The sequence below is a fragment of the Rhizobium sp. SRDI943 genome (genome assembly GCF_057653695.1).
In genome coordinates this window covers 1,562,841-1,588,135 of sequence record NZ_CM172787.1, presented here as the reverse complement: position 1 = coordinate 1,588,135, position 25,295 = coordinate 1,562,841, and the positions used below count along the sequence as shown (strand labels likewise).

Sequence of the window (25,295 nt, the reverse complement as noted above, 5' to 3'; positions counted from 1 at the left end):
CCCTGGGATGCAGATCTCTCAGCCCTCATTGGTGATGACGACCTTGCCGAACACGTTGCGTTTGCCGAAATGCTCGAATGCGGCTTTGCCGTCGGCGAGCGTGAAGCGGCTGTCGATCACCGGGCGGATGCCATTCTGCGCGACGGCGGCGATCACGTCTTCCAGATCCAGACGATTGCCGGTGGCGATCGTCTGGAACCGCGCGAAGGTGAGGAACATGTCGAGGTAGCCGGGCATCTCCCCCTGCGACAGCACTCCCACCATCGACACCTGGCCGCTAAGTGCCACCGCTTTCAACGACTGGTTGAATGTGCCGGGGCCGCCAACCTCGACCACGCGGTCGACGCCACGCCCGCCGGTGAGCGCCTTGGCTAGCTCGCCCCAATCGGGATTCTCGGCGTAGTTGATCACATGGTCGGCGCCGAGTGCGCGCAGACGCTCCGCCTTCTCGTTCGACGAGGTCGTCGCGATCACTTCCGCGCCGCGCGCCTTGGCGAACTGCAGCGCGAACAACGACACACCTCCGGTTCCCTGCGTCAGCACGCGGTGCTGCGGACCGACGCCGGCGACCGCATTCCACCCGGTGACGGCGGCGCATGGCAGAGTCGCGGCATCGTCGAAGCTGATCGAATCGGGAATGGCGACCAGCTCGTTCTGGTCGACGGTGCGATATTCGGCCATCCAGCCATCAATCTGGGTGCCATATTGGGGCACAAATTCACGAAATGGTCCCGCATGCCAGCCCGGCATGAAATTGTTCGCCACCCGGTCGCCAACCGCGAAACGGACGACCCCCGAGCCGACCGCCTCGACGATCCCGGCGGCGTCGGACAGCTGCACCCGCCCTTCTTCGAGCGGAAAGGGCGACCAGCCGTTGATGATCGTGAGGTCGCGGAAATTGAGCGAGGTCGCCTTGATGTTAACGAGGACTTCGCCCGGACCGGGACTTGGCGTGGGCTCTTCGCGTAACTCCAGGCCGTTGACGGAGCCGATTTTCTGCAAACGATAGATCTTCATGCGCAACCTCCAGATTGTGTAAGTGATATGGTGGAGATTGACGGGATCATCTATTACGTGGAGTATGCATTTTATAACCTATCGTCCGAGATTCCCATGGACCCCTTCGATTCCGTCCTCAGCGCCATGCAGCTCCAAAGCTCGCTCTTCGTCCGCATGCGTGCTCATGCACCATGGGCGATGTCGTTCGATAGCGGCGGTCAGGCGCGGCTGATCGTCATCGCTAAGGGCCGGGGCTGGTTCACCCAAGTCGGCCACCCCCCGGTCGTTGTCGAGGAAGGCGACTGCCTCATCATCAAGCAGGGGGTCATGGGCATATTGGGCGACGCTCCGGACCGGGTCGCAGTGCCCTGCTGGCAGATTGCCGACCATGTGACGGGCGAGACGGTGTCCTTCGGTGGAGACGGCGAAGCGTGCGAGTTCTTCTCGACCCTGTTTACGTTCGACCACGCTGCGGGCGAGCCCTTGTCGGCGCTGTTGCCCGATGTTGTTCATGTCGCCATGGCGAAGTCCGACGCAGGGCGGATGGTCTCGATCCTCGAACAGATCGGAAAAGAGGAGGCGCAGGCGTCGCTTGGCGGCTCCTATGTCGTCGGCAGGCTGCTCGACGTGCTGTTCATCCAAGCGATCCGAAGCTGGGCCAGTTCGGAGGGGAATATGCCCGAGGGCTGGCTCGCCGGACTGACCCATCGCCAGTTGGCGCAAACGCTGCACCGGATTCATGCCGATCTGGCGCACCCGTGGACGCTGGAGCAGCTCGCCCGCGATGTGGGGATGTCGCGCTCCACCTTTGCAGTGCTGTTCAAGTCGGTCGTCGGAGTGCCGCCGCTGACCTACATCACGACTTGGCGCATTTATCGTGCGAAACTCATTCTCGCCGCCGGCCACTCAATCTCAGCGGCGGCCGCGCAGACCGGCTATGGCACCGACATCGCCCTCAGCCGCGCTTTTAAAGCTGCGACCGGCGTGGCGCCGGGGCAGTGGCGGCGCGAGCGACGTGGCGTCGACCGTCCCGTTCCCAGTGGAGATCGATCAAGGGCGCCGGTCAGGCACCCTGTTCCGGCTGATTTGTAATCAGAAGTCATGGCGAAGACGTTCGCAGCTTTTCCGCAGGTCTTGGGATCTTTCGCCTACATTCAGGATCAAAATGTTCATGGCCCGCTGACTGCTGAAATGAGCACACGGGCAGAGTGTATTGAGAAGCTCGATGGCACGAAAAACATTGTGCACCGCAGCAACCTTTTCGTAGATTGACGCGTTTAGTTCAGCATCACCCGCCATCCCGGCTGCTGATTGGCGGAGACTTTCATGAGATCTATGTCAGACACGCTCGCACGCCTTGCTGCGCTGCGAGGAACCCTTCGCGCCCAACCCACGCAGAACAACCCCGACCTGGTCGCCTTGGATGCGTTTGGCTCAAACCCCGGCGCCTTGGGGGGCTACACCTATTTGCCGTCGAAGCGCGGGAAAAACCTGGCCCTGGTCGTCGTCCTGCACGGCTGCACCCAGACTGCCGCCGGGTACGATATCGGGTCCGGTTGGTCGCGATTGGCCGAGGACTACGGCTTCGCGCTGCTGTTTCCCGAGCAACGACGGGCAAACAATCCAAACCTCTGCTTCAATTGGTTTAACCCGGAGGACATAAGCCGCGATCACGGCGAGGTATTTTCCATTCGCCAGATGATCGCAAAGGTCGTTGCGGAACACGGTATCGACGGCAGGCGCGTGTTCGTGACCGGGCTTTCGGCCGGCGGCGCCATGGCCGCAGCCATGCTCGCCACCTATCCCGAGATTTTTGCGGGCGGCGCGATCATCGCGGGCCTGCCATATGCAAGTGCCGGGACCATTCCCGAGGCATTCGACCGAATGCGCGGTCACGGCAGCCCAACTGCCAAGGAGCTTGAACTGCGATTGAGAAACGCTTCAGGGCACAAAGGCCCATGGCCGACATTATCGCTCTGGCAGGGGAGCGCAGACAGAACCGTCGTGCCATCCAATGCAAATGCGATCGTGGAGCAATGGAGAAATATCCACGGCGTCGACGCATCGCCGGGGCGCGTCGCAGATATCGGACGACACCAGCGAAAGGTCTGGACCGATGCTCACGGTGTCGATGTAATCGAGCTCTATACGATTGCCGGGATGGATCACGGCACGCCGCTCGATGTCGACACCGGCTACGGCGCAAGCGGCCCCTTCATGCTTGACGTCGGAATTTCATCGACCGTCGAAACTGCCAGGTCCTGGGGTCTGGTCCCCTCATTTGAAAAACGGCGCGACGCAAAACCCTCGGCTGCGCAACCGGAAAACGCCGCAGGCCCATTCGGCGCGGGCAGCGACCGGGGCGGCATTCAGAAGGTCATTGAAGATGCCCTCCGGTCCGCTGGGCTGATGCGGTAGTCATATCGCTAATTAAAGTGGAGATTTGTAGACAAGAATAAATACGCGGAATAGGAATGGCGCTCATCGTCATACGGGGAGACACCATGGTTCCGCTTTCGCTTTTCATCACAACTGCTTCGCGCCGCCGCATGGCGGCTGCACTTGCCGCCGCGCTGTTGGCACCTGCAGCTTTTGCCGAAGAGATCGTCTTCAAGGATCAGGGGAACCACGAGGTGCGGCTGGCAAAGGCTGCCGAACGTGTCGTCTCGATCGTCATCCCAATGGCTTCCACCGTCATCGCGCTGGATGGCAGCACCCGGAAGCTCATTGGGATGAACCCGACGGCAAAGAGCGCCGTGGTCGAAGGGATTCTCGGAAAGATCTTCCCCGAGGCGAAGGATATTCCGTCTGATGTGACGGCGCCGAATTTCGTGCCTAATGTCGAGGCGCTCACCGCCGCCAATCCCGATCTCGTCATCCAATGGGGCGATCGCGGCGCCGATATCGTCGCACCCATCACCAATGCCGGGCTCACCACGATGCTGATCCTCTATGGCACGGAAGAGCTGACCCGCGATTATATGACCATGGCCGCAAAGGCGATCGGCAAGCCGGAGCGGATCGACGAACTGGTGGAATGGCGTGATCGCGTCCAGAAGGATATCGAGGCCAAGACGACTGCTATCCCCGATGACAAGAAGCCGAATGTTCTCTACCTCGGCCGTGCGCTCTCCGATATCAGCGCCTCCGGCACCAAGGGCAATTACAATGCCTGGTCCATCGAGCTTGCGGGCGGGAGAAACGCCTCGGACGAACTCAACGGCACGGTCTCGGTGAACAAGGAACAGATCGCAGCGTGGAACCCCGACGTCATCTTCCTCAATGCATTCGAGGCAAAGCTGAATGTCGACTGGGTCTATAACGATCCGATCCTGTCTCTGACCAATGCCGCCAAATCCAAGCGGGTCTACAAGATGCCGCTCGGCGGCTATCGCTGGGATCCGCCGAGCCAGGAATCGCCGTTGTCCTGGATGTGGACGGCCAACCTGCTCCATCCCCAGATCTTCAAATACGACCTGCGGACGGAAATGAAGACGGCCTACAAGACGCTTTACAACTACGACCTGGCCGATAGCGATATCGACAATATCCTTTGGCTGAAGGAACAGGGCGCTGCCGCCGACTACGCGCAGTTCGAGGCGAAGTGACGTCATGGCGACGATAACGCAGGAGGAGACGGCGCCGGCTGCCCGCCGGATTCACCTCGCCAGGCAGACACTGGTCTTCACGTTGCTGCTGGCGCTGCTAGTGATCGCCTTCACCGTCAGCCTCTGCGTCGGACGGTTCTCCGTGCCGGCTGGACGCGCGCTGGAACTGATCTGGCAAGGGATCAGCGATCCCTCGGGGGAGCTTGCCGGGATCGACGAACGCATCGTGCTGCTGGTGCGTGCGCCGCGTGTCGTGCTTGCTGCACTTGCCGGCGCCGGGCTTGCGATCTCGGGCGCCGGCCTTCAGGGCGTGTTTCGAAATCCGCTGGTTTCGCCAGACATACTGGGCATTTCCCAGGGTGCCGCCTTCGGCGGCGCGCTGGCGATCATGCTCGGCATCTGGGGATTTCCGCTGATTGCCATGGTGTTCCTCTGCGGCATGGTGGCCGTCATCCTGGTGGGGCTGCTCTCGCGCATCAACGGCCGGTCGGAAACGGTCACCGTGATCCTGTCGGGGCTGGTCATCAGCTCGATGTTCTCGGCGGTCGTCTCGCTGCTGCAGTTCATCGCCGATCCCAATACGTCCCTTCCCGCCATCGTCTACTGGCTGATGGGGTCCTTTGCGACAGCCACCTGGGAACGCACGCTGGTGGCGGCACCCGGCCTCATCCTCGGAAGCTGCTTCCTGTGGATGCTCCGCTTCCGGCTCAACATCCTGTCGCTCGACGAAGCCGAAGCCCGCAGCCTCGGCGCCAATACGATACGCGAGAGATGGCTGGTCTTCTGCCTCATCGCCGTCATCGTCGGCAGCCAGGTCGCGGTTTCGGGCATCATCGGCTGGATCGGCATCGTCATTCCCCACGCCGCCCGCCTGCTGGTCGGCCATGATCACCGCGCGCTGCTGCCGGCAGCCGCCGTGCTCGGCGCAGGATTCATGGTCTGCATCGACACCCTCGCCCGCACGGCGACGGCCGCGGAAATCCCGCTCGGCGTCATCACCGCCCTTGTCGGCGCGCCGATCTTTGCGGCTCTCCTGCGCCATCACTATCGCGAAAGGACCGGATCATGATCGGATTGACGGATGCGGTCGTCAGGTTCGGGCCGCGCACCATCCTCGACCGCCTGAGTTTCTCTGTTCCCGTCGGGCGGTCGCTCGCCATTCTTGGCCCCAACGGACGTGGCAAGACGACCACGCTGAAAGCCATGCTCGGCTTTCAGCGGCTGGACGAAGGCGGCCGCGTCGCGCCCGCCATCGTCGGCTACGTCCCGCAGACCGGAAGCAGCAACCAGCGCTACCGCGCCATCGACGTCGCCGTCATGGGGCGGGCAGCGCATCTCGGCCTGTTCGGGCAACCGGGCCCTTCCGATTTCGAGATTGCCCATTCAGCACTCGAGCGGGCGGGAGCGGCCCGCTTTGCCGATCATTTCTTCGACCGGCTTTCCGGCGGCGAACGGCAACTCGTGCTTCTGGCGCGAGCGATCGCCACCGGGTCGCAGGCGATCGTCCTCGACGAGCCGGCGGCGGCACTCGACCTTCGCAACCAGGAGCGGCTGCTGAACCTGCTCAAAAGCCTGCGCGAACCGCGCGACAAGGCGATCGCCTTCACGACGCATGATCCGAACCATGCGCTTGCCGCCGCCGACGATGCGCTGCTGATGATGCCGGATGGTCAATCGCTGTTCGGTCCGGTCGCGGAGGCGATCACGCCGGAACATCTGGAACGGCTTTACGGTGTCCCGATGCGGGTGGTCGAGCTTATCGGCCCGACAGGCGACAGGCATCAGGCGGTTCTGCCCGCCTTTGCAGGAATTTGCGCCGCATGAGCATCCTTCTGATCCAATCGCATTATCAAGACCCTTTCGGCATGAGCCCGCCGGCTTTCGCCGAGGCGACCGCGCAGGGCAAGCTGATCACCGTACGCGAGATGGAGCTGACCGAGGCGCATTTCGCCGCCGTAAGCGGCCTCATCACCACCACCCATCTCGATCAGGTCGGCTTCCTCAGATACGCGCCGGCGGTGGCGTCCTTCCTCGACCGAGGCGGCCGGTGGATCTTCAGCGGCCACATGCTTCGGCCGATCCTGCCGGAACTCGGCGCCTATATCCCGATGCCGCAGCCGAAAAGAGCCGACTTCGTACAGGTCAGGCAATTCGATCATCCTGTTTTTGCCGGCATCGACCAGAGGATGCTGGAAACGAACCGCGGCGTCGCCGGTTTCTACGGCCGCGGACACAACCCGATGCCATCAGGCGCCGTTGCGATCAATACGTTGGGACCGGCTGCGGTTCCCGTCGACTGGATCTGGGCGCGGCCGGCGGGCGGAGAAATATTGTCGCATGCCGGAAACGAGTTCTGGGGCTGCGGAGACGATCCCGACATCAAAAAGCAACTGGCCGGCCGTGTTGTCGCCTGGCTGGCGGGGGAGCTGAACCGATGAGCGTGCTCGCGATCCATCCCGGCGCCTACTACCACATCGAGACGCTGGAAGCGCCGCGTTACCGGCATCATTTCGACAGGCTGGTGCGCCCGGAGGAGCTGCCGTCGGTCGAACTCAGCGAACACCAGGTGCTGTTCATTCCCTGCCGGACGCCGGCGGACCGGATGGCGCCGCATGCGGCGCAGCTGCGCGCCTATCTCGACCAGGGCGGCACGATCATTGCGACCGGCGAGACGGCATGGGAAGCGTTCCTGCCGGCGATCCATTTCACGCCGCAACCGACAAACTGGTGGTGGTGGCTGACCGAGGGCGCCGATCTCGGCGTCAGGATCGCAGCACCCGGCCATTCGCTGTTCGAACATCTCAGGCAGGACGATCTGACCTGGCACCTTCATGGCTGGTTCGCTCCACCAGAGGGCGTCGAGGTTCTGGCAGTGAACGAGGAAGGCAAGCCGATCCTCTATGTAGACGAGGTCACGACGGCGGGGCGCATGGTGATCACCAGCCTCGACCCCTGCTTCCACCACGGATCGCATTTCATGCCGGCGACGACGCGCTTCCTGGATGGTTTCCTTCCCTGGATGCGCAAGGAACTGGACAAGGGAAAATCGGAATGAACGAAACGAAGATCGAAGTCCTCGAAGACGGCAAGCCGCTTGCCTACGGCTTCGCCGACATCATGCATTATCACGGCTATGGTTTTCCCGGTGGTGTCGCCCATGCCTTCAAGGTGATGGAGCGCGCCTTTCCGCTGCTCAGCGCCGACGGACCGCCGGAGCGCCGCGAAATCTCGATCCGCACGGCCTTTCGCGGCCCGGGCGGGCGTGACGCCTTCGAAATGGTGACACGCGCATTGACGGAAGGGCGCTATAGCGTCGACCCCTTGCTCGATCGGCCGGAGCGCGGCGATATCCTCGCCCGCTACGTCTTCGAGCTCAGCTATCGTGGCCGCACCGTCACCCTGCAACTGTGCGACGGCCATGTCCGCGAGGAATTCATCATGCTCGGCCGCAAGCCCGACCGGACACCCCAGGAAGAGGAGCGTCTCGCCTGGCTAAAGCAGGAGATGGCGGACCGCCTGCTCGCGTTGCCGCCGGAGGCGGTTTACGAAGAGGGATAGGACGACCACTCAGATTCGGCAGACCTCCCCGAAGATCGCCACTATCGGTTTTGAGACTTGGGCAGTGGTCCGTTTTGATGGCTGAAGACGAGTTCGCTCTGGACATCTTGCTGAAACTGCAGCACCCGCTGACCGACTTCGCTCTCCGGCATACCGGCCGCCAGAAGCTGATCGGCAAGCCTGCGGCATTCGGCCTTCCAGAATTCTATCGCATCTGCGCCATGCCGCCGGCCAAGTTCGCGCGCGCAGCGCTCAATGTTGGCAGTTCCGGTTCCAGCGGGAAAGGCAATAATCTTGCCTTCATTGGCGCCGGCAGGCCGGCGGGTCATTTCAGTAGCCATCGAACACAGGTTCCTTTGATCCTGTTCGTTGTCTACGGGACTATGGTTAATGCTTTCTATTTGTTACAGTAAGAAGATCAATCAGGTGGAAATTTAGCGGGCGGCAATGTCACCAGACAATCGGATGGGTTTTGCCGGTGAGCACGTTCACGAACCCCTGCGGCGCCAGCTCCGAGGGCGCGACCAGCACCCAGCGCCAGGGCGAACAGGTCAGCGTCGCAAACGACAGGCGCTCGGGAAATCCCGGCCACCATCGAGGCGAAAATGTCGGCTCGTACATCCAGTCGATCCCGGCACCGGCGGCATAAAGAGCCTGCATCTCCGCATCGAGAACTTCGGCCGAACGCGCCGTCATCAGGCCGCCGATTTCGTAGCGGACGCGGGCGAGAATCTTGCCGGCGGATATCAGCACCCAGCCGCCCTGCTGCTCGTTCAGGGCATTGACTGATATCGCCATCGCCTCGTCCGATGAGCCGACCGTCCAGATATTGTGCTTGTCGTGCCCGAGCGTGGAGGCAAGCGCCGTCTCCGGCGTGCGCGGCCCGGTGCCCAGCCAAAACATCCTGGAGACCTTGGCCTCCCCGGAGAACCGGTCGACAATCGAGAATTTGGTGACATTGCGCGCGGGATCCCGCTGCACGGCGCCCTCTTCCACCGGCAATTCCATGGTAATGAAATCGTCGTGCCAGTGAAACGGCCGCAAAAGTGCTGCGTTCACCGTGGTCCGGTTCGTCGGCGCCTCGATGCGGAAATCGTCAGCCGTGACCGTCCGGTCTATTTTCACGGTCCGCGTCGCCCATTGCGGCCAGTCGATTTCGGGACGCACGCCAATGAATGTCGCGCCCTCGGACACAGGACGCCCGTCGGCCCATACCTTTTCGATCGACAGGCTGGCGACGTCGCTGAGAAGAACAATATCGGCGAAGCGGCCCGGCGCGATCGATCCGACCCAAGGCGTCAGCCGCATATGGCGTGCCGGATTGAGGGTGACGCACTGGATGGCAACCTCCGGCGCAAGGCCGTTTTCAATGGCGAGCCGGACATTGTGGTCGGTCGCACCGATTTTCAGTGTGTCCGAGGCGCTGCGATCGTCGGTCACCAGGGCGATCTGCGACCAGTCCGTCAGTCCCTTGTCGATCAGACCGCGGATGACCTCCGGCAGGGAATGCGGCCTGAGCTCGATGAAAAGGCCGTGGAGAAGTTTCTGCCAGATTTCATCGAGAAACCAGCCTTCGTGATCGGAGGCGAGACCTGCCGCGGCAAAGGCATTGATCGAGGCGATGTCGCGCAGTCCGGCACCGTGGCCTTCGACCACACCGCGCTGCTCGAAGGTCGCGCCGATCATGCCCCACAGCCGATCGTAGGAGGGATTGCCGGGATCGGATATGGACGGCCAGTCCATGACCTCGTCGAGCCCGGCGACCATCAGGCTCTCGGATAGGAAGGCTTTCTGCTCATCGTAGCCGAACCAGCCGCCACCCCATTCATAGGCGGTCGGCGGGACGGCGGAGCCAGGCAGAGGAAAGATTTTCATTGGCGATCCGCGCCGGCGCGCTTCCAGCCAGAATTCGAGGTTGCGTGCGCCGTTGACATTGGAAAATTCGTGGCTCGCCTCGCATGTCCAGGTCACGCCATGCGGCATCACCAGAGCCGCCTCCCACTCAGGCGTCAGATGAGAGCTTTCAATATGTTTATGGGCCTCGCCGAAGCCCGGCACGGCGGCAAGATCCGGCTCGGAGAACCGCTCGTTCACCTCGCCTGCGTAACTGCCGGCGGGGCCGACATAGGCGATGCGGCGGCCCTTGATGACGATCTCCTGATCGTCGAGCCATGTCCTCGAATGGACATCGAGCAACCTGCCGACCCGCAACAACCTGTCGGCGGGCCGGCGTCCGAGCGCCGTCAGCACGAGATCCTGGCGCGTCAGCACCTCGTCGGACGCGTTGATCAGCAGATCGTCGGGAAGAGCAGTGCGCGAAGTGGCCATGAATGAAATGCCCGTGAGAAGCTGGAACCGCCGGACCGTAAAGACCACACGCCGATGTGTAAAGCGATGCTCCGGTCTTGGAAAATTCTCGGCACAAGAGCGTATTTGCCCAAGTATTGAGCTTGCGACCCGACCGATCAAAAAATAGTATCCCTAAAATCCAGGGGGTATGATCCCGATTATCAACGCCGTTTTTCACAGAAGGACATTGCTCATGAAGGCCAGCCGTTTTGCCCGAATCCTGTCTCTTGCGCTGCTTGCCGCCGTCGGCAGCACCGCGGCGGCACAGGCGCAATCGAAGACGCTGACCATCTCCTGGTGGGGCTATAACGGCGAGAAGATGAATGCGAACATCATCACGCCCTTCAAGAAGATCTGCGGCTGCGAGATCGTGTTCGAGACCGGCAACAATGCCGACCGGCTCAACAAGCTGAAATTGCGCGATGGCAAAGGCGTCGATGTCATCTATCTCACCGACAGCTTCTCGCAGCTCGGCATCGAACAGGGGCTGTTCCAGGAAGTCGATCCGTCGAAGATCCCCAACCTCGCCGATATCTACGAGCTGGGCAAGGCGCCTCAAGGCAAATACGGCCCCGCCTACACAATCGGGCGCGTCGGCATCGTCTATGATTCCGCCAAGGTCAACCCGCCGATCACCGCCTGGGGCGATCTCTGGCGCGACGATCTGAAAAGCTCCGTCTCCCTGCCCGGCATCACCACCACGGCCGGCCCGCTGGTCGTGCTGGAAGCCGGCAAGCATGGTGGCGCAGATGCCTATGAAGACACCGACAAAGCCTTCTCGGAAATCGAGGCGCTGAAGCCCAATGTCGTCAAGAACTACAACACCGGCTCCGAACTGGTGAACCTGATATCAACAGGCGAAGTGCGCGTCGCGCTGGCCCAGGACTTTACCTTGGCGTCGATGCAGGCGGCCGTTCCGACGATGACATGGGCCAAGCTTACGGACGGCGATATCGCCACGCTGAATACCGTGAACATCCCGAAGGGTTCGGAAAATGTCGAACTCGCGCATCAATTCATCAACTTCATTCTGTCCAAAGAAGTCCAGCAGGCTGAAGCCGAACAAGGCGTCGATGCGCCGATCTCGACGAAGGTCAGCCTGACGCCGGACCAGGCGAAGATCTGGACCTATGGCGCGGATATGGTCGCCGGCCTCACCCGCATCGACTATGCCAAGATGAACGCTGCCAAGGCCGACTGGATCGACCGCTGGAACGAAGTCTTCGGCCAGTAAGCTGCGCGATATCCGGCCTGAGGCCGGTTTATTGCCGAGCTGACCTGGAAGCGCCGCACATCCGAATCCGAGATGCGGCGCTCCTGATATCAGGACATGCCACGAGTTTTGAGATGAAGCATTTTGCCAGATGGGGATTGACGATGCCGGCGACGATTGCCGTCGTTGTGCTTCTCATCATTCCCGTCGCCATCACTATCGCCGCGACGTTTGCGGAACCGACGGGCGTGTTTGCGCCTTATGTGACATTCTTCAGCAGCGGTTTTCGCCGGGCGGTTCTTTATCGGACGCTGGAGGTCGCCCTGGTCACGACGGCGATTTCACTCACTGTGGGTTTCATCACGGCCTATGTGATCGCGCAGATGCCCGGTCGCGCGAAGAGCATCATGATCGTCGCAGCGGTTTTTCCGCTGCTGACGGGTGTCGTCGTCCGATCCTTCGCATGGCTGATCATTCTCGGGAAGAACGGCATCCTGAACGCCATGCTGATCTCGACCGGCATTATCGGGGAGCCGCTTTCGATGCTCTATACCGAAGGTTCGGTGATCGTCGCCATGGTCTATCTCTTCGTTCCCCTGATGATCCTGACGCTGGTCGGCGTGCTTGAAGGCATCCCGCGCGATTTGATCGACGCCTCCTCCTCGCTCGGCGCGAGGCCGCTGATGACATTCTTTCAGGTGATCCTGCCGCTCGCGACACCCGGCCTCATCGTCGGCGCGGTCCTGGTCTTCACCGGCAGCTTCACCTCCTATGCGACACCGCAACTGCTCGGCGGAGAAAAGCAGATGATGATGGGGACCTTCCTCTACCAGCGCGCCATGGTGACTTTCGATTGGGTCGGTGCATCGACGATCGCCGCCATCATGGTGGTGCTGACGCTCGGCGTCGTCCTCATCATGAGCCGCATCGCGCGCCGGCTCAATCCGATGGCGGTGTGATGGAGAGGCGCATTCACCCGATCCTCGCCGCCTTCGCGGCCTGCGTTTTCTTCTTCCTGCTCGCACCGCTGGTCATCATCATCGGTGCGGCCGTCAGCGACACGACCTATCTGACTTTCCCGCCGCAGGGCCTGACGTTGCGGTGGTTCGTCAATATCTTCGAAATCGAGGCCTTCCGCACCACCGCGATCACCAGCCTGCAGGTCGCTTTTCTCGGCACGGCGCTCTCCCTGCTGATCGGTGTCCCGGCCGCCTATGCGATCAACCGCTATCGGGTGGAATTGCCGCGCTGGCTGTCCACCATTTTCGTGCTGCCGATCCTGGTGCCGGAAATCGTCTTCGGATTCTCGCTAATGAAATCGGTGACGATCGGCCTCGGGCTGCCGATCTTCATCAGCCTGCTGGTCGGCCACGCCCTGCTGATCCTGCCCTATTCGGTGCGTGTCGTCGGCGCCAGCCTGGCGGCCTTCGATTTTTCCGTCGAGGAGGCGGCGATCAGCCTCGGTTGCCCGCCGCTGAAAACCTTCCTGACCGTGGTCCTGCCGAACATCCGCGCCGGCGTCATTGCCGCCTTCATCCTCGCCTTCATCACCTCGATCAACGACGTGTCGGTTTCGGTCTTCCTGACGGGGCCGGGCATCTCGACGCTGCCGATCCAGATCCTTGCGCATATGGAACAATTCTTCGATCCGACAATCGCGTCGGTATCGGTACTGCTGATGTTCGTCACAGTCGGCGTCATGGCCGTCGTCGAGGCCACGCTCGGCCTCACCTTCCTGACAAAGTAGAACGCTCTTGACCGTATCCCTCACCATCGATTCCATCTCCGCCCATTACGGCAGCACGCAGGTGCTCAAAGACCTGTCGATCTCAATCATGGCCGGGGAACTGGTCTCCCTGCTCGGCTCCAGCGGCTGCGGCAAGACGACGACATTGCGCCTCGTGGCCGGCTTTCTGCAGCCGAGCAGCGGCAGCATCAAGCTCGGCGAGCGCGACCTGACCGGCCTCCCCGCACATGCGCGCGACATCGGCCTGGTCTTTCAGAACTACGCGCTTTTTCCTCACCTGAGCGTGCAGGACAATGTCGCCTTCGGCCTGAGGCAGCGTCGTATTCCCCTGCCGGAACGGACGAAAAGAACGATGGCCATGCTGGAGCGTGTCGGACTTGCCGCCCTCGCCGACCGCCTGCCGTCGGCTCTGTCAGGCGGCCAGAAACAGCGTGTGGCTCTCGCCCGGGCCCTGGTCATCGAGCCGCCGCTTCTGATGTTCGACGAGCCGCTTTCCAACCTGGATGCAAAGCTCAGGATCGACATGCGCGTCGAGATCAGGCAGCTCCAGCGCGCCAACGGCACGACCTCGCTTTACGTCACCCATGACCAGGAGGAGGCATTCTCGATCTCCGACAGGGTTGCGATCATGAATGCGGGGCGCATCATGCAGCTTGACGCACCGGAGGTGCTGTATCGCCAGCCGGCCAACGCTTTCGTCGCCCGCTTCGTCGGCTTCGAGAACCTGATCGGCATGAAGGTGACCGCGCGCAACGGCGCGCTTGTGACCGCCGAAACAACCGGCGGCGCGCGGCTGCAGCTGTCTCAGGAAACATTCGGGCCAATCAAGGACGACTTCATACTGGCCTGCCGTGCAGACGGTCTTGCCGTCAGCCGTGACGGTGATGGCATCGCGGCCGTGCTCGGCACGCGCACCTATCTCGGCCGGGCCTATCAGTACAAATGCATGACATCAGCAGGAGAGATCACCGCCAATGGCGCGCTGTCCGACCCGCTGGAAACGGGCGCGTCCGCCGTGTTGACACCCGTGGCCGAGCAATGCTGCATTCTCGACCCGGAAGATTGAGCCGCTGAGGAGTAACGATGACCAGTGCCAACAATCAGCATATCGATGCCGTTCTTGCCCATGTGGACCGGAGCCTCGATGACAGCCTGGCGCGGCTTTTCGACCTGATCCGCATTCCGAGCATCTCGACCGATCCGGCCTATCGCGAACAATGCCGCACTGCCGCCGAATGGCTGAGCCGAGACCTAACGGACATCGGCTTCGAAGCATCGGTGCGCAAAACGACCGGCCATCCGATGGTCGTCGCCCATGAAAAGGCGGCGTCCGGACCGCATCTGCTGTTCTACGGCCATTACGATGTCCAGCCGGTCGATCCGCTGGCGCTGTGGAAGAGCGATCCGTTCGAGCCGCGCATGGAAGCCTTGCCAAACGGCGACACTGCGATCGTGGCGCGCGGTGCGTCCGACGACAAGGGGCAGTTGATGACCTTCGTCGAAGCCTGCCGCGCCTGGAAAAGTGTCACCGGGAAACTGCCAGTGCAGGTGAGCGTGCTGTTCGAAGGTGAGGAAGAGGCCGGCAGTCCGAGCCTCGCACCCTTTCTGGATACCACGGCAGAAGAATTGAAGGCCGATGCGGTTTTCGTCTGCGACACGGATATGTGGGATCGCGAAACGCCTGCCGTCACGACGATGCTGCGCGGTATCTTCAGCACGGAAATCGAGATCACCTGCGCCGATCAAGACCTTCATTCCGGCATGTTCGGCAATGCCGCGCGCAATCCGCTGCAGGTACTGTCAGATATCGTTTCGAGCCTGCGGCGCGCCGACGGTAGCGTCGCGGTCGAGGGTTTCTATGATGACGTGAAAGAACTCCCCGACTCCATCAAGGCGCTGTGGAAGAGACTGCCCTTCGACGAGAAGGCCTTTCTTCGCGATATCGGCCTGAGAGATCCGGCCGGCGAGGCAGGCCGTTCCGTCCTCGAACAGATCTGGGCGCGCCCGAGCTGCGAAATCAACGGCGTGAGCGGCGGCTATACCGGCGAAGGCTTTAAGACGGTCATTCCGGCAAAGGCGAGCGCCAAGATTTCGTTTCGCCTGGTGGAGGGACAGGATCCTTACGCGATCCGCGATGCTTTCCAGCGGCACGTGCGCGAGCGAATCCCAAGAGATTGTTCGGTCAGCTTCAGGGATTACGGGCTTTCGCCGGCAACCGTCATGCCGATAGACAGTCCGTTTCTCACCAGGACGCTTCAGGCGCTTTCGACGGAATGGCAATGCGAAGCAGCCCTTGCCGGCACCGGAGGCTCGATCCCGATCATCGGCGAATTCAAACGGCGGCTCGGATGCGATGCCCTGCTGGTCGGCTTCGCCCGCTTCGACAACCGCGTCCACAGCCCGAACGAAAAATACGATCTCTCCAGCTTCCACAAAGGCATACGATCCTGGGTTCGCATCCTGGCGGCCCTCGCCGACTGACGCGGGTGTATCGCGCCGCGCGGTTTTTCGAGAGCGGCAAAGGACGCTGTAACACTTTGAATTGCTGCATTATGCAGTAGGCTATGGTGCAGCAAGCGCCCCACATCACCATCGACACCGAGGCAGCAGAGACCACCGATGACGATAACCGCTCCCCGCGATTTCCTGAAAGGCCTGTTTGACGCGGCGGTTCGCGCCGCCGATCCGCTGACCGGCATCAAGGCGCATCTGCCTGAAAGGCCGAAGGGAAGGACCGTGGTGATCGGTGCCGGCAAGGGCGCCGCGCAGATGGCGCGGGCGCTCGAAAGCGTCTGGGACGGGCCGCTCGAAGGTGTGGTGGTCACCCGTTACGGCTATGGCTGCGAGACACGCGGCATCGAGATTATCGAGGCCGCCCATCCGGTGCCGGATGCGGCTGGCCTTGCCGCCGCAAAGCGGCTGACCGAGACGGTGAACGGGCTGACGGAAGACGATCTGGTGATCGCGCTGATCTGCGGCGGCGGCTCGGCGCTGCTGCCCGCCCCACCGGACGGGCTGACCCTTGAAGACGAGATCGCGCTCAACGAAATGCTGCTTGCCTCGGGCGCGCCGATTTCGGCGATGAATGTCGTGCGCAAGCATCTCTCCACCATCAAAGGCGGAAGACTTGCGGCAGCGACCAAAGCGAGGGTCGTCAGTCTGATCGTCTCCGACATTCCCGGCGACAACCCGGCTCATGTCGCCTCCGGGCCGACGGTGCCTGATGGTTCGACACGGCACGATGCGCTCGAGATCATCAGACAATACGGATTGCAGCTGCCGCAGGCAGCACTCGACCATCTGAACTCGCCGAAAGCCGATGCACCGCGGCCGGACGATCCGATATTCTTGCGGCACGCGCATCACATCATCGCCTCCGCCGGCGTTTCGCTGGAGGCGGCTGCCGCCCTGGCGAAGTCGCAGGGGATCGAGCCGGCCATTCTTTCGGATGCGATCGAGGGGGAATCGCGCGACGTGGCGCTGGTGCATGCGGCCATCGCCCGCGAAGTGTCGGGCCGGAACCGGCCGTTTCCGAAGCCGGTCGTCATCCTTTCCGGCGGCGAGACGACGGTGACGCTGAGAACCAAGGGTGGCAAGGGCGGACGCAACGGCGAATTCGCGCTCGCCATGGCGCTTGCGATCGACGGACAGGAGGGCATTCATGTCCTCGCTGCCGATACCGACGGGATCGACGGCTCGCAGGATAATGCCGGCGCCTTTGCCGATGGCGGCACGGTGAGGCGCCTGCGCGCCGCCGGGCTCGATCCGCGCCGGCTGCTCGACGGCAATGACAGCTATTCGGGCTTTGCGGCCACCGGCGATCTCTTCGAAACCGGCCCGACTGGAACCAATGTCAATGATTTCAGGGCTATCCTGATCCGTTAGAGCAATTTCAGGAAAAGTGCGAAGCGGTTTCCCGTCCGGAATTGCGTAAAATAAAAGCAGCCGACCGCTACGCGCGGCGCTGGCGGATCAGGTCTCGATCCGCCCCTGCCCGACCAGCCAACCCACGGATTCCTGCACCGCCTGCAGGGAGGTGTATCTCGAGGTATAACCGAGCAGCCGCTGGGCCTTCGCGATCGAGCAGTTCGGGCTGCGGGCGATATGCTCCCAGGTCGCCTTCGCATCCTCAGCTGTCTGACTTTCGGCCCAGGCGTCGAATGGGGCGAAGCTGAGCTTCGGCTCGTGCCCGAACCAGCGAGACATGGATTCGGCATAACCGCGAAGGGTCAATGCCTGCTCCGAAACCGCGTGGAAACTTTCGCCGGTCGACGCATTCCAGTTGGCGATCGCATCCATGAACATCGCCGCCACGTCATCGGCATAGACGTGATGAACGGTCTCCAAGCCGAAATGGGGCAGCGCCAAGGTCTCTCCGCGGGCAAGGGTTGAAAAGACCTGCAGGTTGAAATTCCCGGCCGGATTGAGCGGCGTCCAGCCGGGACCGACAATGTGCCCGGGATGGATGATGGTCGCCGGAAATCCGCGAAGCCTTGCCTGCTGCAGCAGATAGGTTTCGATTGCCGCTTTCTGCGTCCCATAGTCGCCGAAGGGAAATTTCGGCGTCTCCTCCAGCGTGGGTACGACCGTCGAATGGCCATGCGTCCAGATCGTGCCGGTATGCAGGAAGTGACCGACATGCCCCGACAGCGCCGTCACCAGATGCTCGGCACTTTCCAGCGAGAAGCAGATCATGTCGATGACGATGTCGGCTTTCACACCACGCACGGCCGGGCCGAAATCACCCGTCTGCTCCATCGCTGCCCGATCCATCTGACGCTGATCGACGGCAGCCCAGGCGTGGTTTGCCGTATAGGGCTTTGCCGTGCCGCGGCTGATCGTGACGACGTCGTGACCGGCTTCCACCAGACGGGGAACGAGATAGGTTCCGACATGGCCCGTTGCTCCGATTACCAAAACCCGCATCATCGTTCCTCCCTTGGCATTTCCGTGTTGAATATGCTGCGCTTGGGTGATCCTGCAAGCGGACTTTTCGTGATCAAGGCGCTGGACCAGGCCCGCTATCGATTTTTGAAAACAAGGCAGGTGCCGCCGTGCTTGCGGATCTGGTTGCAGAGGTTGTTGGCGTCCATGCGCGTCTGCCGGCCGATGCGGGCAGCATAACGTGGGCGAAAACCAAAGCTGCGATCACGCTGGCGCAAGATCAGCGGCTGCTCCGCATTCAGGGGCGCGGGCAGATCCTGCACGGCATCGAGAAACATTCGCCTGACTATCGCGACATTCGCATTCGCGGCGATCTGGACGCCCCAGGGCGCCCATTCACCCTCCTGACGCCAGGGCGTGTCCTTCAACGTCCGTCTCTCCGCAAGCGCCACGCAGCCGTCCAGGAAGGACTTGTCCTTGTCGAGCGGGGCAGCCGCGTCTTCCGGCGGATTATCCTTCCATTCCTCGACCGTATGCGCGGTGATTGCCAGGACGTAACCGCGCGTCTCGTAAGGTAATCTCCCTGACGTAAGGTAAGAGGAAAGTCCATTTTCGCCGGCATTGTAGGCAGCGGCGGCAAGGCCGAGATTGCCGAAACGATTGCGCAATTCGTTGAGATACTGCGCCGATTTCCGCAGGGCTTCCAATACCTGGTAGCTGTCCTCGAGACCGCGCAGTTTCGCCGTTCCGGGCATGAATTGCGCAATCCCCTGCGCTCCCTTGAAGCTAACGGCATCGGGGCGAAAGGTGCTTTCCCGCCAGATGAGACGGGCGAAATAATCCGGCGGCAAGTGACTGGCGCTGGCGAAATGCTCGATCGCGACGCAAAGATCGCGGTTGAAACTATCTTTCCGGATGCAGAGCGTCTCACCGGATCCCAACGCCGAAGGTCCCGAATACAAGCAGGCCGCCGGCCCGACGCTCCCCTCAGGCTGGGCCTTTACCGTGTCCACTTGGGAAAACAGAAGACAGAGCGAAAGCATGGCCTTGGCCAATCTCTTCCCAATGTCGGACTGACGTTTTCGGCGTGTCATCGGATCTCATGAGGTTCGAACTTCCATCGCGACGCTGGATTCTAGATACCATCGATCAAGGCGCGACGCTTCCCCATTTCCATATCTGCACCTCGGTTGTTGGCACGGACGGTCACAGGTTTCTAATTTCGCCATCGATTTTGGAACAAACATATTCGACCTGCCATGGTCGTAGCGGCATCCTGTTTGCCAGGAAGTCCCGAGCGAACGAGGATACGCAGATGATTGATCTCCACTACTGGCCGACGCCGAACGGCAAGAAGGTCTCGATCTTCCTGGAGGAAACCGGCACGCCCTACCGGCTGGTGCCGGTCAATATCGGCCGAGGCGACCAGTTCAAGCCTGATTATCTCAAACTCAACCCCAATCACCGCATGCCTGCCATCGTCGATCACGAGCCTGCCGATGGCGGCGGTCCGTTGAGCGTGTTCGAATCCGGCGCGATCCTCTTCTATCTCGCCGAGAAGACCGGCAAATTCTGGCCGCAGGATCTGCGCGGCAAATACGAGGTTACGCAATGGGTGATCTGGCAGATGGCGAACCAGGGGCCGAAGCTCGGCGAGGCAGGTCACTTCCGTCGCCTTGGCGATCGCGAAGGCGATCAGTCCTATGCGGTGCGGCGCTTCACCGACGAAGCCAACCGCCTCTACGGCGTTCTCAACATGCGGCTTCGCGACCGGCGCTATCTGGCCGGTGACGAATTCACCATCGCCGATATCGTCAGCTATCCATGGACCGTCAACTGGCAGGCACAGGGTCAGGACATCAACGAGTTCAAGCATTTCAAGCGATGGTTCGAGGAGGTCGGCGCAAGACCTGGCGTCCAGCGCGGCCTTGCGGTCGGCGCCGATCTTAGCACCGACAACAGTAAGCTCTCAGAAGAGGAACAGGCACGCATCCGCAAGATCCTCTACAACCAGCGCGCCCTTCCCGTTCCGGATTGAGCATCGGCTCGGCCAAGGAAATTCGCTTCTCCGAGCTTCGCCTTGTTCAGGCTTTTTACGGACCTGCCTTGGCGGTCGCAAAAGCTCTTGCACCTGCATCGCGACCAAGGATAACCATATAGTGACAACCGAGCCGGCAGTCAGCCCGGGGCCGGTTCCGGTTTCGCGGCGTTGCAAATCACCTGCCCGAGGGGCCAGGCGGCTTGGGTAGCAGCTGGCGTTGCGACTTGGGGTGTGACAAGCAATGGCAAGACCTGTAATCGGCATCATCGGGAACGCCCGCATCATCGAAAGCCGATTCTCGACCCAGCTTGTCGGAGAATACAATTTGCGGGCTGTGGCCGATGTCGCCGAAGCGTTGCCGCTGATGTTTGCCGGCAATCCTAAACTGGCCGATATCGCGGATCTGCTGGCTGTCGTCGACGGCATTCTGCTGACGGGTGCCAGAGCCAATGTCCATCCCAGCCGATTCAACATGGTGCCGGATCCCAAGCATGAGCCTTATGATGAGGATCGTGACGGGCTGGCGCTGCCCTTGATCGAAGCCTGTGTTGCGCAAGGCGTTCCTATTTTCGGCATATGCCGCGGTTTTCAGGAAATGAATGTCGCCGCCGGGGGCTCGCTGCATCCCGAAATCCGGGAATTGCCCGGACGCATGAACCACCGGATGCCGCGCCTTGAGACCGGCGAGATCCATCCCGACCCCACCATCGTTTTCGGCGATCGTCACGATGTTCGACTTATAGAGGACGGGATGTTTGCGCGCATCCTCGGCCGGGAGACGATCCGGGTGAACTCCCTGCATGGACAGGGAATCCTCGAACTTGGTGAGAGGGTCGTTGCCGAAGGCATTGCCGAGGACGGGACGATCGAGGCGATACGGTTCAAGGACGCGTCGGGATTTGCTCTGGGTGTGCAATGGCATGCCGAATACGATCCGCAAACCAACCCTGTTAATCGTGCGCTGTTTCAGGCATTCGGCGATGCGGTGAGAGCTCATAAAGCCATCGCTTAGTCTGATCAATAAAAAGCCGCCGCGAAGTGCTTTCGCGGCGGCTTGAGGAATGGCTTGAAAGCAGTAGTCAGGCCGTCGGCTGCTTGGTCTTCCTGAGATAGGGCAGAACCGTATCGAAGGAGCCGAAACGCGTGATCGCGTCTTCGTTGGAAACCGCGGCGGTGATGATGACGTCTTCGCCCTGGTTCCAGTTCGCCGGTGTGGCCACCTGGTGCTTGGCCGTCAGCTGGATGGAATCGATGGCGCGCAGGATCTCATTGAAATTGCGGCCCGTCGTCATCGGATAGGTCAGAATCAGCTTGATCTTCTTATCGGGACCGATGATGAAGACCGAACGCACGGTGGCGTTGTCGGCAGGCGTACGGCCTTCCGAGCTCTCGCCGGCGCCGGCCGGCAGCATGTCGTAGAGCTTGGCGACCTTGAGGTCCTTGTCACCGATCAGCGGATATTCGACGTCGAAGCCGGTGGCGGTCTTGATGTCGTTTTTCCATTTGGCGTGGCTTTCCACCGGATCGACGGAGATGCCGATGACCTTGGCGCCACGCTTGGAAAATTCCCCGGCCAGGCCGGCCATGGCGCCGAGCTCGGTCGTGCAAACCGGCGTGAAATTCTTCGGATGCGAGAACAGGACGGCCCAGCCGCTGCCGATCCACTCATGGAAGCTGATCGGTCCCTGGGTGGTATCGGCGGTAAAATCGGGGGCAATATCGTTGATGCGTAAGCTCATGGTCGGCCCTCCAAAGCCTTGTGTTCAATGTTGTTTATCTCAAATCGAGGCCATGGGATCCGTCCGCCGGAAGCGGTAGCAACATTGCGGTCAACAGGATCGCACCGGCCGGAGGTAAAAACTTCCCATTCCAGGATTTTAAGTAAGTTATATACCACGATCACCGAAGGCATGCTCTTTCGATTTCCGGCCTGCTCCGGCATTATTTTTCCGGCAAGTGCGTGCGATGAAGAGACCGATGGTTTTTCCATCGGTCCCGTCACAAGCTGCAGGAGAACCGCCCTGCCCCTCGCTCAGGCGGCCTGGACCGATTTGATCCTGTCGATGCCGCCGACAACCGGCGCGAAATCGTCCCACACGCCCTGGGCGCCCTTCTGCCATTCGTCAAAGGCTTCCGGCTTCAAGAGCTTTCCGCCGTTGGCAAGCGCCGTCTCGACGGATTTGGATTCGTCGTCGACGATCAGCTGGTTGAAATAGGCAGCCCCTTCGCTGGAAGCCTGCTGGAACACCGCCTTCTGCTCGTCGCTGAGGCCGGCCCAGAAGGTCGAGGCATAATAGACGACGCCGGATGCCCAGATGTGGCCGGTCTCGGTCATATCGGGCACGACCTCATAGAGCTTGAAGCCGGCATAGGCCGACTTGGTCAGGTCCATCGCGTCAGCGACGCCGGTTGCGAGCGCATTATAGGTCTCGGTGATCGGAATGCCGATCGGCGTCGTGCCGAATGCGCTCCAGAGCTTAGTGTGCAGCGGGCTCTGGATGACGCGAATGCGCTTGCCCTTGAGCTGCTCGGGCCGCGTCACCGGTTCCTTGGTCAGGAGATGGCGGGCGCCGTAATTGATGAAATCGCCAACGACGAAATTCTGTGCCTGCAGTTTCTGCTTGAGATCGGCGCCGACATCGCCGGCGACGGTCCGGCGAACATGGTCGGCATCGCGGAAGAGGAAGGGCAGATCGAGGATCTGCAGTTCCGGCGCCCAGCCGGAGAGCGACGAGACCGTCGAGAGGCTGGCCTGGATGGAGCCGAGGCGCACGCCTTCGGCCACTTCCTTCTCGCCGCCGAGCGCGCCGTTCCTGACGATATTGAACTTGAACTGGCCGGGGAGTTTCGCTTCGACCAGTTCGCCGATCTTCACCCAGATCTTCGTTTCCGGCTTGTCGTCACCGAGCAGCGAGGCGATCGTGATCGTCGTCGTGCGGGCAGCGGCGGTGCGGACGAAGGCGGGCGCTGCAAGCGCCGTTCCGGCGAGAGCTGCGGTCTTCAGGAAATTGCGTCGGTTGAAATTGTCCATGGGGTTGTCCTGTTTACGAGAAGATGATGGCCCAGGCGCAGAGGATTGCGAGCGAGACCAGGAGAGCGAGCAGATAGGGAACGACCGCCCGAAAGAGCTCTGAGGCGGGAATGCGCGTGACGCCGCTGACGACGAAGATCAGCATGCCGAGCGGCGGTGTCAGTCCGTGGATCATCAGGTTGACGACGATGATCACCCCGAACTGAATGGGATCGATGCCGGCGGCGACCGCTGCCGGCAGCAGGATGGGGCCGAAGAGCAGGATCGCGGCGCCGATATCGAGAACGAGGCCGACGACCAGCAGGATGACGTTCGACAGCAGGATGACTGCAAGCGCACTGCCGCCGAGCACCGTCGTCAGATGCGAGATCAGTCCGGACACGTCGTCGACCGCCAGCAAAAAGGCAAAGGGGCCGGCCGTGCCGATGAGAAGGCCGATCGCCGCTGCTTCGACTGCTGCCTGGCGGAAGGCGGCATAGAGCGAGAGAATGCCGAGGCGTGCACCGATGCCCAGCAGCAGCGTGTAGAAAGCGGCAAGAGCGGCGGCTTCCGTGGTCGTGACGATGCCGATGCGGATGCCGACGACGACGATGACGCCGAGCCCGAAAGCCGGGATTGCCTGAACCGCCGATTGCCAGCGCTGTCTCGCGTTTGCGCGCGGCAAAGGCACCTGCTCACGCACGGTCAGGTGGATGGCGACCGCCAGGCATATGGCCATCAGGCCGCCGGCGAAGAAGCCGCCGACGAGCAGCGAGCCGACGGAAAGATTGGTGGCCGTCGCAAGGATGAGAAATGCGATCGACGGCGGGATGACATTGTCGAGAACCGATGTCGAGGCGATGATCGCCGCCGCCTGCGCCGGCCGATAGCCGTGTTTGACCAGCTCGGGCTGGAAGGTCGAGGCGCCGAAGGCGGCATTTGCGACGGACGAGCCGGAAGCGCCGGAAAAGAGGACGCTGGTCAACAGTGTCGTCTGCGCCAGCCCGGCCCGGCGATGTCCGACCATGGCGGCGGCGAAGCGCACGAGCTGGTTGGCGACGCCGGAAGCCGTGAGAAGACCGCCAGCGAGCAGGAAGAAGGGAATGGCGAGCAGCAGGAATTTCGAGACGCCGGTGACCGTCGCGGAGACGATCGCCGGCTCCGGCAGGCTGCTGCCGAAGGCGATGACGACATAGGCCGCGGCAAGAAAGGCGTGCGGCAGCGGCGCAGCAAGCACGAGGCCGACCGCGGCGATCAACCCCAGGAAGATGCTCGGCGGCCAGTCGAGATCGAGCGAGACATGCGGGATGCCGGCATAGAGCGCGACACCGACGGCAAGCGAGATCACAACCGGCAGGATCTTGCCTTCGGCGATGCGCTGCAGAAGCAGCACGACGAGGATCAGTGCGCCGCCAGCGCCGAGGAAGCCGAAGCGGATCCATTCCGGCACGCCGAGCGTCGGCGAGACGCCGCCAAGCATCGTCATGATCTCGCTGCCGCCGAAGCTCAGGATCAGCGCCGAAAGCACGGTGAAGACGTCGGCGCCGATCGGCGTGACCTTCTGCAGGCTTTCCGGCAGCATCTTGACGAAGACGTCGAGGCGCATGGCAAGCGCGCTGTTGAGGCTGAGCGGCGCGCCGAGCGCGATCAGGCCCACATGCAGCCAGATGCCGAGATCCTCGGCACCGATGAAGCCGGCGCTGAAGAAATAGCGCAGGCAGACGGTGACGAGCACCATCACGAGCAGCACGGCCAGAACGACTGCCGCGGCAATGCCGAGAATCGCCTCGATCGCCCGCAGCAGGCGCGCCGCCACCCCGCTATCCGGAGCGGTTTGTTCGATCGGATGAAATTCACTGGTGGCCACAAAACTTACCTTCTGGCGA

Annotated in this window: 25 protein-coding genes; 16 read left to right on the top strand and 9 right to left on the bottom strand. The window is 61.8% G+C overall.

The genetic code is table 11. From position 1 onward, the window contains the following. Positions 1-18: 18 nt before the first annotated feature. Positions 19-1,017, bottom strand: a complete 999-nt coding sequence (locus AC245Y_RS08050; RefSeq protein WP_017993753.1) for a zinc-dependent alcohol dehydrogenase family protein — start codon at positions 1,015-1,017, stop codon at positions 19-21. A gap of 27 nt (positions 1,018-1,044) precedes the next feature. Between AC245Y_RS08050 and AC245Y_RS08045 the strand changes: the two genes are divergently transcribed. The 8 genes from AC245Y_RS08045 (at position 1,045) to AC245Y_RS08010 (ending at position 8,165) form a co-directional block, all read left to right on the top strand. Next, positions 1,045-2,091, top strand: a complete 1,047-nt coding sequence (locus tag AC245Y_RS08045) for an AraC family transcriptional regulator (RefSeq protein ID WP_012757215.1) — start codon at positions 1,045-1,047, stop codon at positions 2,089-2,091. 234 nt (positions 2,092-2,325) lie between these two features. After that, complete coding sequence (locus AC245Y_RS08040; RefSeq protein ID WP_017993750.1) at positions 2,326-3,417, top strand: extracellular catalytic domain type 1 short-chain-length polyhydroxyalkanoate depolymerase; 1,092 nt, start codon at positions 2,326-2,328, stop codon at positions 3,415-3,417. A 56-nt stretch (positions 3,418-3,473) separates the two neighbouring features. Continuing rightward, on the top strand, positions 3,474-4,607 hold the full coding sequence (locus AC245Y_RS08035; RefSeq protein ID WP_017993749.1) for an ABC transporter substrate-binding protein: 1,134 nt from the start codon (positions 3,474-3,476) through the stop codon (positions 4,605-4,607). A 4-nt stretch (positions 4,608-4,611) separates the two neighbouring features. Beyond that, positions 4,612-5,676, top strand: coding sequence for a FecCD family ABC transporter permease (locus AC245Y_RS08030; RefSeq protein ID WP_017993748.1), 1,065 nt, complete (start codon positions 4,612-4,614; stop codon positions 5,674-5,676). Next, positions 5,673-6,431 carry an ABC transporter ATP-binding protein gene (locus tag AC245Y_RS08025; protein ID WP_017993747.1) on the top strand — a complete coding sequence of 253 codons (759 nt, stop codon included), beginning with the start codon at positions 5,673-5,675 and terminating at the stop codon, positions 6,429-6,431. Before AC245Y_RS08030 ends, AC245Y_RS08025 begins: the two co-directional genes overlap by 4 nt. Continuing rightward, positions 6,428-7,045 carry a hypothetical protein gene (locus AC245Y_RS08020; protein WP_017993746.1) on the top strand — a complete coding sequence of 206 codons (618 nt, stop codon included), beginning with the start codon at positions 6,428-6,430 and terminating at the stop codon, positions 7,043-7,045. Before AC245Y_RS08025 ends, AC245Y_RS08020 begins: the two co-directional genes overlap by 4 nt. After that, positions 7,042-7,662, top strand: a complete 621-nt coding sequence (locus AC245Y_RS08015) for a hypothetical protein (protein WP_017993745.1) — start codon at positions 7,042-7,044, stop codon at positions 7,660-7,662. Before AC245Y_RS08020 ends, AC245Y_RS08015 begins: the two co-directional genes overlap by 4 nt. Further along, on the top strand, positions 7,659-8,165 hold the full coding sequence (locus AC245Y_RS08010) for a hypothetical protein (RefSeq protein WP_017993744.1): 507 nt from the start codon (positions 7,659-7,661) through the stop codon (positions 8,163-8,165). The genes AC245Y_RS08015 and AC245Y_RS08010 overlap by 4 nt, the downstream gene beginning before the upstream one ends. Positions 8,166-8,206: 41 nt before the next feature. Here the strand turns inward: AC245Y_RS08010 and AC245Y_RS08005 are convergent, their stop codons facing one another. Together AC245Y_RS08005 and AC245Y_RS08000 are read right to left on the bottom strand one after the other, a co-directional pair. Continuing rightward, positions 8,207-8,506: a DUF6074 family protein gene (locus AC245Y_RS08005; RefSeq protein WP_017993743.1), complete on the bottom strand. Its 300-nt coding sequence runs from the start codon at positions 8,504-8,506 to the stop codon at positions 8,207-8,209. A 109-nt stretch (positions 8,507-8,615) separates the two neighbouring features. Further along, positions 8,616-10,634, bottom strand: coding sequence for an adenine deaminase (locus AC245Y_RS08000; protein ID WP_017993742.1), 2,019 nt, complete (start codon positions 10,632-10,634; stop codon positions 8,616-8,618). 73 nt (positions 10,635-10,707) lie between these two features. Here AC245Y_RS08000 and AC245Y_RS07995 point away from each other — a divergent pair, with 73 nt between their 5' ends. The 6 genes from AC245Y_RS07995 (at position 10,708) to AC245Y_RS07970 (ending at position 17,359) form a co-directional block, all read left to right on the top strand. Then, on the top strand, positions 10,708-11,748 hold the full coding sequence (locus tag AC245Y_RS07995; protein ID WP_026157325.1) for an ABC transporter substrate-binding protein: 1,041 nt from the start codon (positions 10,708-10,710) through the stop codon (positions 11,746-11,748). Positions 11,749-11,861: 113 nt separating this feature from the next. Beyond that, the gene (locus AC245Y_RS07990) at positions 11,862-12,686 is read left to right on the top strand and encodes an ABC transporter permease (protein ID WP_017993740.1); all 825 of its coding nucleotides are present in this window, start codon (positions 11,862-11,864) and stop codon (positions 12,684-12,686) included. Beyond that, positions 12,683-13,474: an ABC transporter permease gene (locus tag AC245Y_RS07985; RefSeq protein WP_017993739.1), complete on the top strand. Its 792-nt coding sequence runs from the start codon at positions 12,683-12,685 to the stop codon at positions 13,472-13,474. Before AC245Y_RS07990 ends, AC245Y_RS07985 begins: the two co-directional genes overlap by 4 nt. A gap of 7 nt (positions 13,475-13,481) precedes the next feature. Beyond that, on the top strand, positions 13,482-14,540 hold the full coding sequence (locus tag AC245Y_RS07980) for an ABC transporter ATP-binding protein (RefSeq protein ID WP_012757203.1): 1,059 nt from the start codon (positions 13,482-13,484) through the stop codon (positions 14,538-14,540). Positions 14,541-14,557: 17 nt separating this feature from the next. Next, entirely contained in the window at positions 14,558-15,955 is a 1,398-nt protein-coding gene (locus AC245Y_RS07975; protein WP_017993738.1) for a dipeptidase, read from the top strand. 138 nt (positions 15,956-16,093) lie between these two features. Then, positions 16,094-17,359, top strand: coding sequence for a glycerate kinase type-2 family protein (locus AC245Y_RS07970; protein WP_017993737.1), 1,266 nt, complete (start codon positions 16,094-16,096; stop codon positions 17,357-17,359). Positions 17,360-17,446: 87 nt separating this feature from the next. Here AC245Y_RS07970 and AC245Y_RS07965 read toward each other — a convergent pair whose 3' ends face one another. Next, positions 17,447-18,403, bottom strand: coding sequence for an NAD-dependent epimerase/dehydratase family protein (locus AC245Y_RS07965; protein ID WP_017993736.1), 957 nt, complete (start codon positions 18,401-18,403; stop codon positions 17,447-17,449). 92 nt (positions 18,404-18,495) lie between these two features. Further along, entirely contained in the window at positions 18,496-19,452 is a 957-nt protein-coding gene (locus AC245Y_RS07960) for a lytic transglycosylase domain-containing protein (RefSeq protein ID WP_017993735.1), read from the bottom strand. A gap of 221 nt (positions 19,453-19,673) precedes the next feature. Between AC245Y_RS07960 and AC245Y_RS07955 the strand changes: the two genes are divergently transcribed. Continuing rightward, positions 19,674-20,396, top strand: a complete 723-nt coding sequence (locus AC245Y_RS07955) for a glutathione binding-like protein (RefSeq protein WP_012757198.1) — start codon at positions 19,674-19,676, stop codon at positions 20,394-20,396. Between the two features lie 244 nt (positions 20,397-20,640). After that, the gene (locus tag AC245Y_RS07950; RefSeq protein WP_017993734.1) at positions 20,641-21,411 is read left to right on the top strand and encodes a gamma-glutamyl-gamma-aminobutyrate hydrolase family protein; all 771 of its coding nucleotides are present in this window, start codon (positions 20,641-20,643) and stop codon (positions 21,409-21,411) included. Positions 21,412-21,478: 67 nt separating this feature from the next. On the opposite strand, the gene AC245Y_RS07945 is transcribed toward AC245Y_RS07950, so the two are convergent. The 4 genes from AC245Y_RS07945 to AC245Y_RS07930 are packed head-to-tail and all read right to left on the bottom strand — an operon-like array spanning position 21,479 to position 25,276. After that, positions 21,479-22,138: a peroxiredoxin gene (locus AC245Y_RS07945; RefSeq protein WP_003538881.1), complete on the bottom strand. Its 660-nt coding sequence runs from the start codon at positions 22,136-22,138 to the stop codon at positions 21,479-21,481. After that, positions 22,135-22,389 carry a hypothetical protein gene (locus AC245Y_RS07940; protein ID WP_245274008.1) on the bottom strand — a complete coding sequence of 85 codons (255 nt, stop codon included), beginning with the start codon at positions 22,387-22,389 and terminating at the stop codon, positions 22,135-22,137. The genes AC245Y_RS07945 and AC245Y_RS07940 overlap by 4 nt, the downstream gene beginning before the upstream one ends. A 42-nt stretch (positions 22,390-22,431) precedes the next feature. Continuing rightward, a complete protein-coding gene (locus AC245Y_RS07935) occupies positions 22,432-23,430 on the bottom strand; it encodes a TRAP transporter substrate-binding protein (protein WP_017993733.1) in 999 nt (332 codons plus the stop codon). A 13-nt stretch (positions 23,431-23,443) separates the two neighbouring features. After that, entirely contained in the window at positions 23,444-25,276 is a 1,833-nt protein-coding gene (locus AC245Y_RS07930; RefSeq protein WP_017993732.1) for a TRAP transporter large permease, read from the bottom strand. Positions 25,277-25,295: the final 19 nt, after the last annotated feature.

Coding starts and splice junctions, on each gene's coding strand:
- AC245Y_RS08050 (WP_017993753.1), bottom strand. CDS start 1,017: ATGAAGATCTATCGTTTGCAGAAAATCGGCTCCGTCAACGGCCTGGAG.
- AC245Y_RS08045 (WP_012757215.1), top strand. CDS start 1,045: ATGGTGGAGATTGACGGGATCATCTATTACGTGGAGTATGCATTTTAT.
- AC245Y_RS08040 (WP_017993750.1), top strand. CDS start 2,326: ATGAGATCTATGTCAGACACGCTCGCACGCCTTGCTGCGCTGCGAGGA.
- AC245Y_RS08035 (WP_017993749.1), top strand. CDS start 3,474: ATGGCGCTCATCGTCATACGGGGAGACACCATGGTTCCGCTTTCGCTT.
- AC245Y_RS08030 (WP_017993748.1), top strand. CDS start 4,612: ATGGCGACGATAACGCAGGAGGAGACGGCGCCGGCTGCCCGCCGGATT.
- AC245Y_RS08025 (WP_017993747.1), top strand. CDS start 5,673: ATGATCGGATTGACGGATGCGGTCGTCAGGTTCGGGCCGCGCACCATC.
- AC245Y_RS08020 (WP_017993746.1), top strand. CDS start 6,428: ATGAGCATCCTTCTGATCCAATCGCATTATCAAGACCCTTTCGGCATG.
- AC245Y_RS08015 (WP_017993745.1), top strand. CDS start 7,042: ATGAGCGTGCTCGCGATCCATCCCGGCGCCTACTACCACATCGAGACG.
- AC245Y_RS08010 (WP_017993744.1), top strand. CDS start 7,659: ATGAACGAAACGAAGATCGAAGTCCTCGAAGACGGCAAGCCGCTTGCC.
- AC245Y_RS08005 (WP_017993743.1), bottom strand. CDS start 8,506: ATGGCTACTGAAATGACCCGCCGGCCTGCCGGCGCCAATGAAGGCAAG.
- AC245Y_RS07995 (WP_026157325.1), top strand. CDS start 10,708: ATGAAGGCCAGCCGTTTTGCCCGAATCCTGTCTCTTGCGCTGCTTGCC.
- AC245Y_RS07990 (WP_017993740.1), top strand. CDS start 11,862: ATGAAGCATTTTGCCAGATGGGGATTGACGATGCCGGCGACGATTGCC.
- AC245Y_RS07975 (WP_017993738.1), top strand. CDS start 14,558: ATGACCAGTGCCAACAATCAGCATATCGATGCCGTTCTTGCCCATGTG.
- AC245Y_RS07970 (WP_017993737.1), top strand. CDS start 16,094: ATGACGATAACCGCTCCCCGCGATTTCCTGAAAGGCCTGTTTGACGCG.
- AC245Y_RS07965 (WP_017993736.1), bottom strand. CDS start 18,403: ATGATGCGGGTTTTGGTAATCGGAGCAACGGGCCATGTCGGAACCTAT.
- AC245Y_RS07960 (WP_017993735.1), bottom strand. CDS start 19,452: ATGACACGCCGAAAACGTCAGTCCGACATTGGGAAGAGATTGGCCAAG.
- AC245Y_RS07955 (WP_012757198.1), top strand. CDS start 19,674: ATGATTGATCTCCACTACTGGCCGACGCCGAACGGCAAGAAGGTCTCG.
- AC245Y_RS07950 (WP_017993734.1), top strand. CDS start 20,641: ATGGCAAGACCTGTAATCGGCATCATCGGGAACGCCCGCATCATCGAA.
- AC245Y_RS07945 (WP_003538881.1), bottom strand. CDS start 22,138: ATGAGCTTACGCATCAACGATATTGCCCCCGATTTTACCGCCGATACC.
- AC245Y_RS07940 (WP_245274008.1), bottom strand. CDS start 22,389: ATGGAAAAACCATCGGTCTCTTCATCGCACGCACTTGCCGGAAAAATA.
- AC245Y_RS07935 (WP_017993733.1), bottom strand. CDS start 23,430: ATGGACAATTTCAACCGACGCAATTTCCTGAAGACCGCAGCTCTCGCC.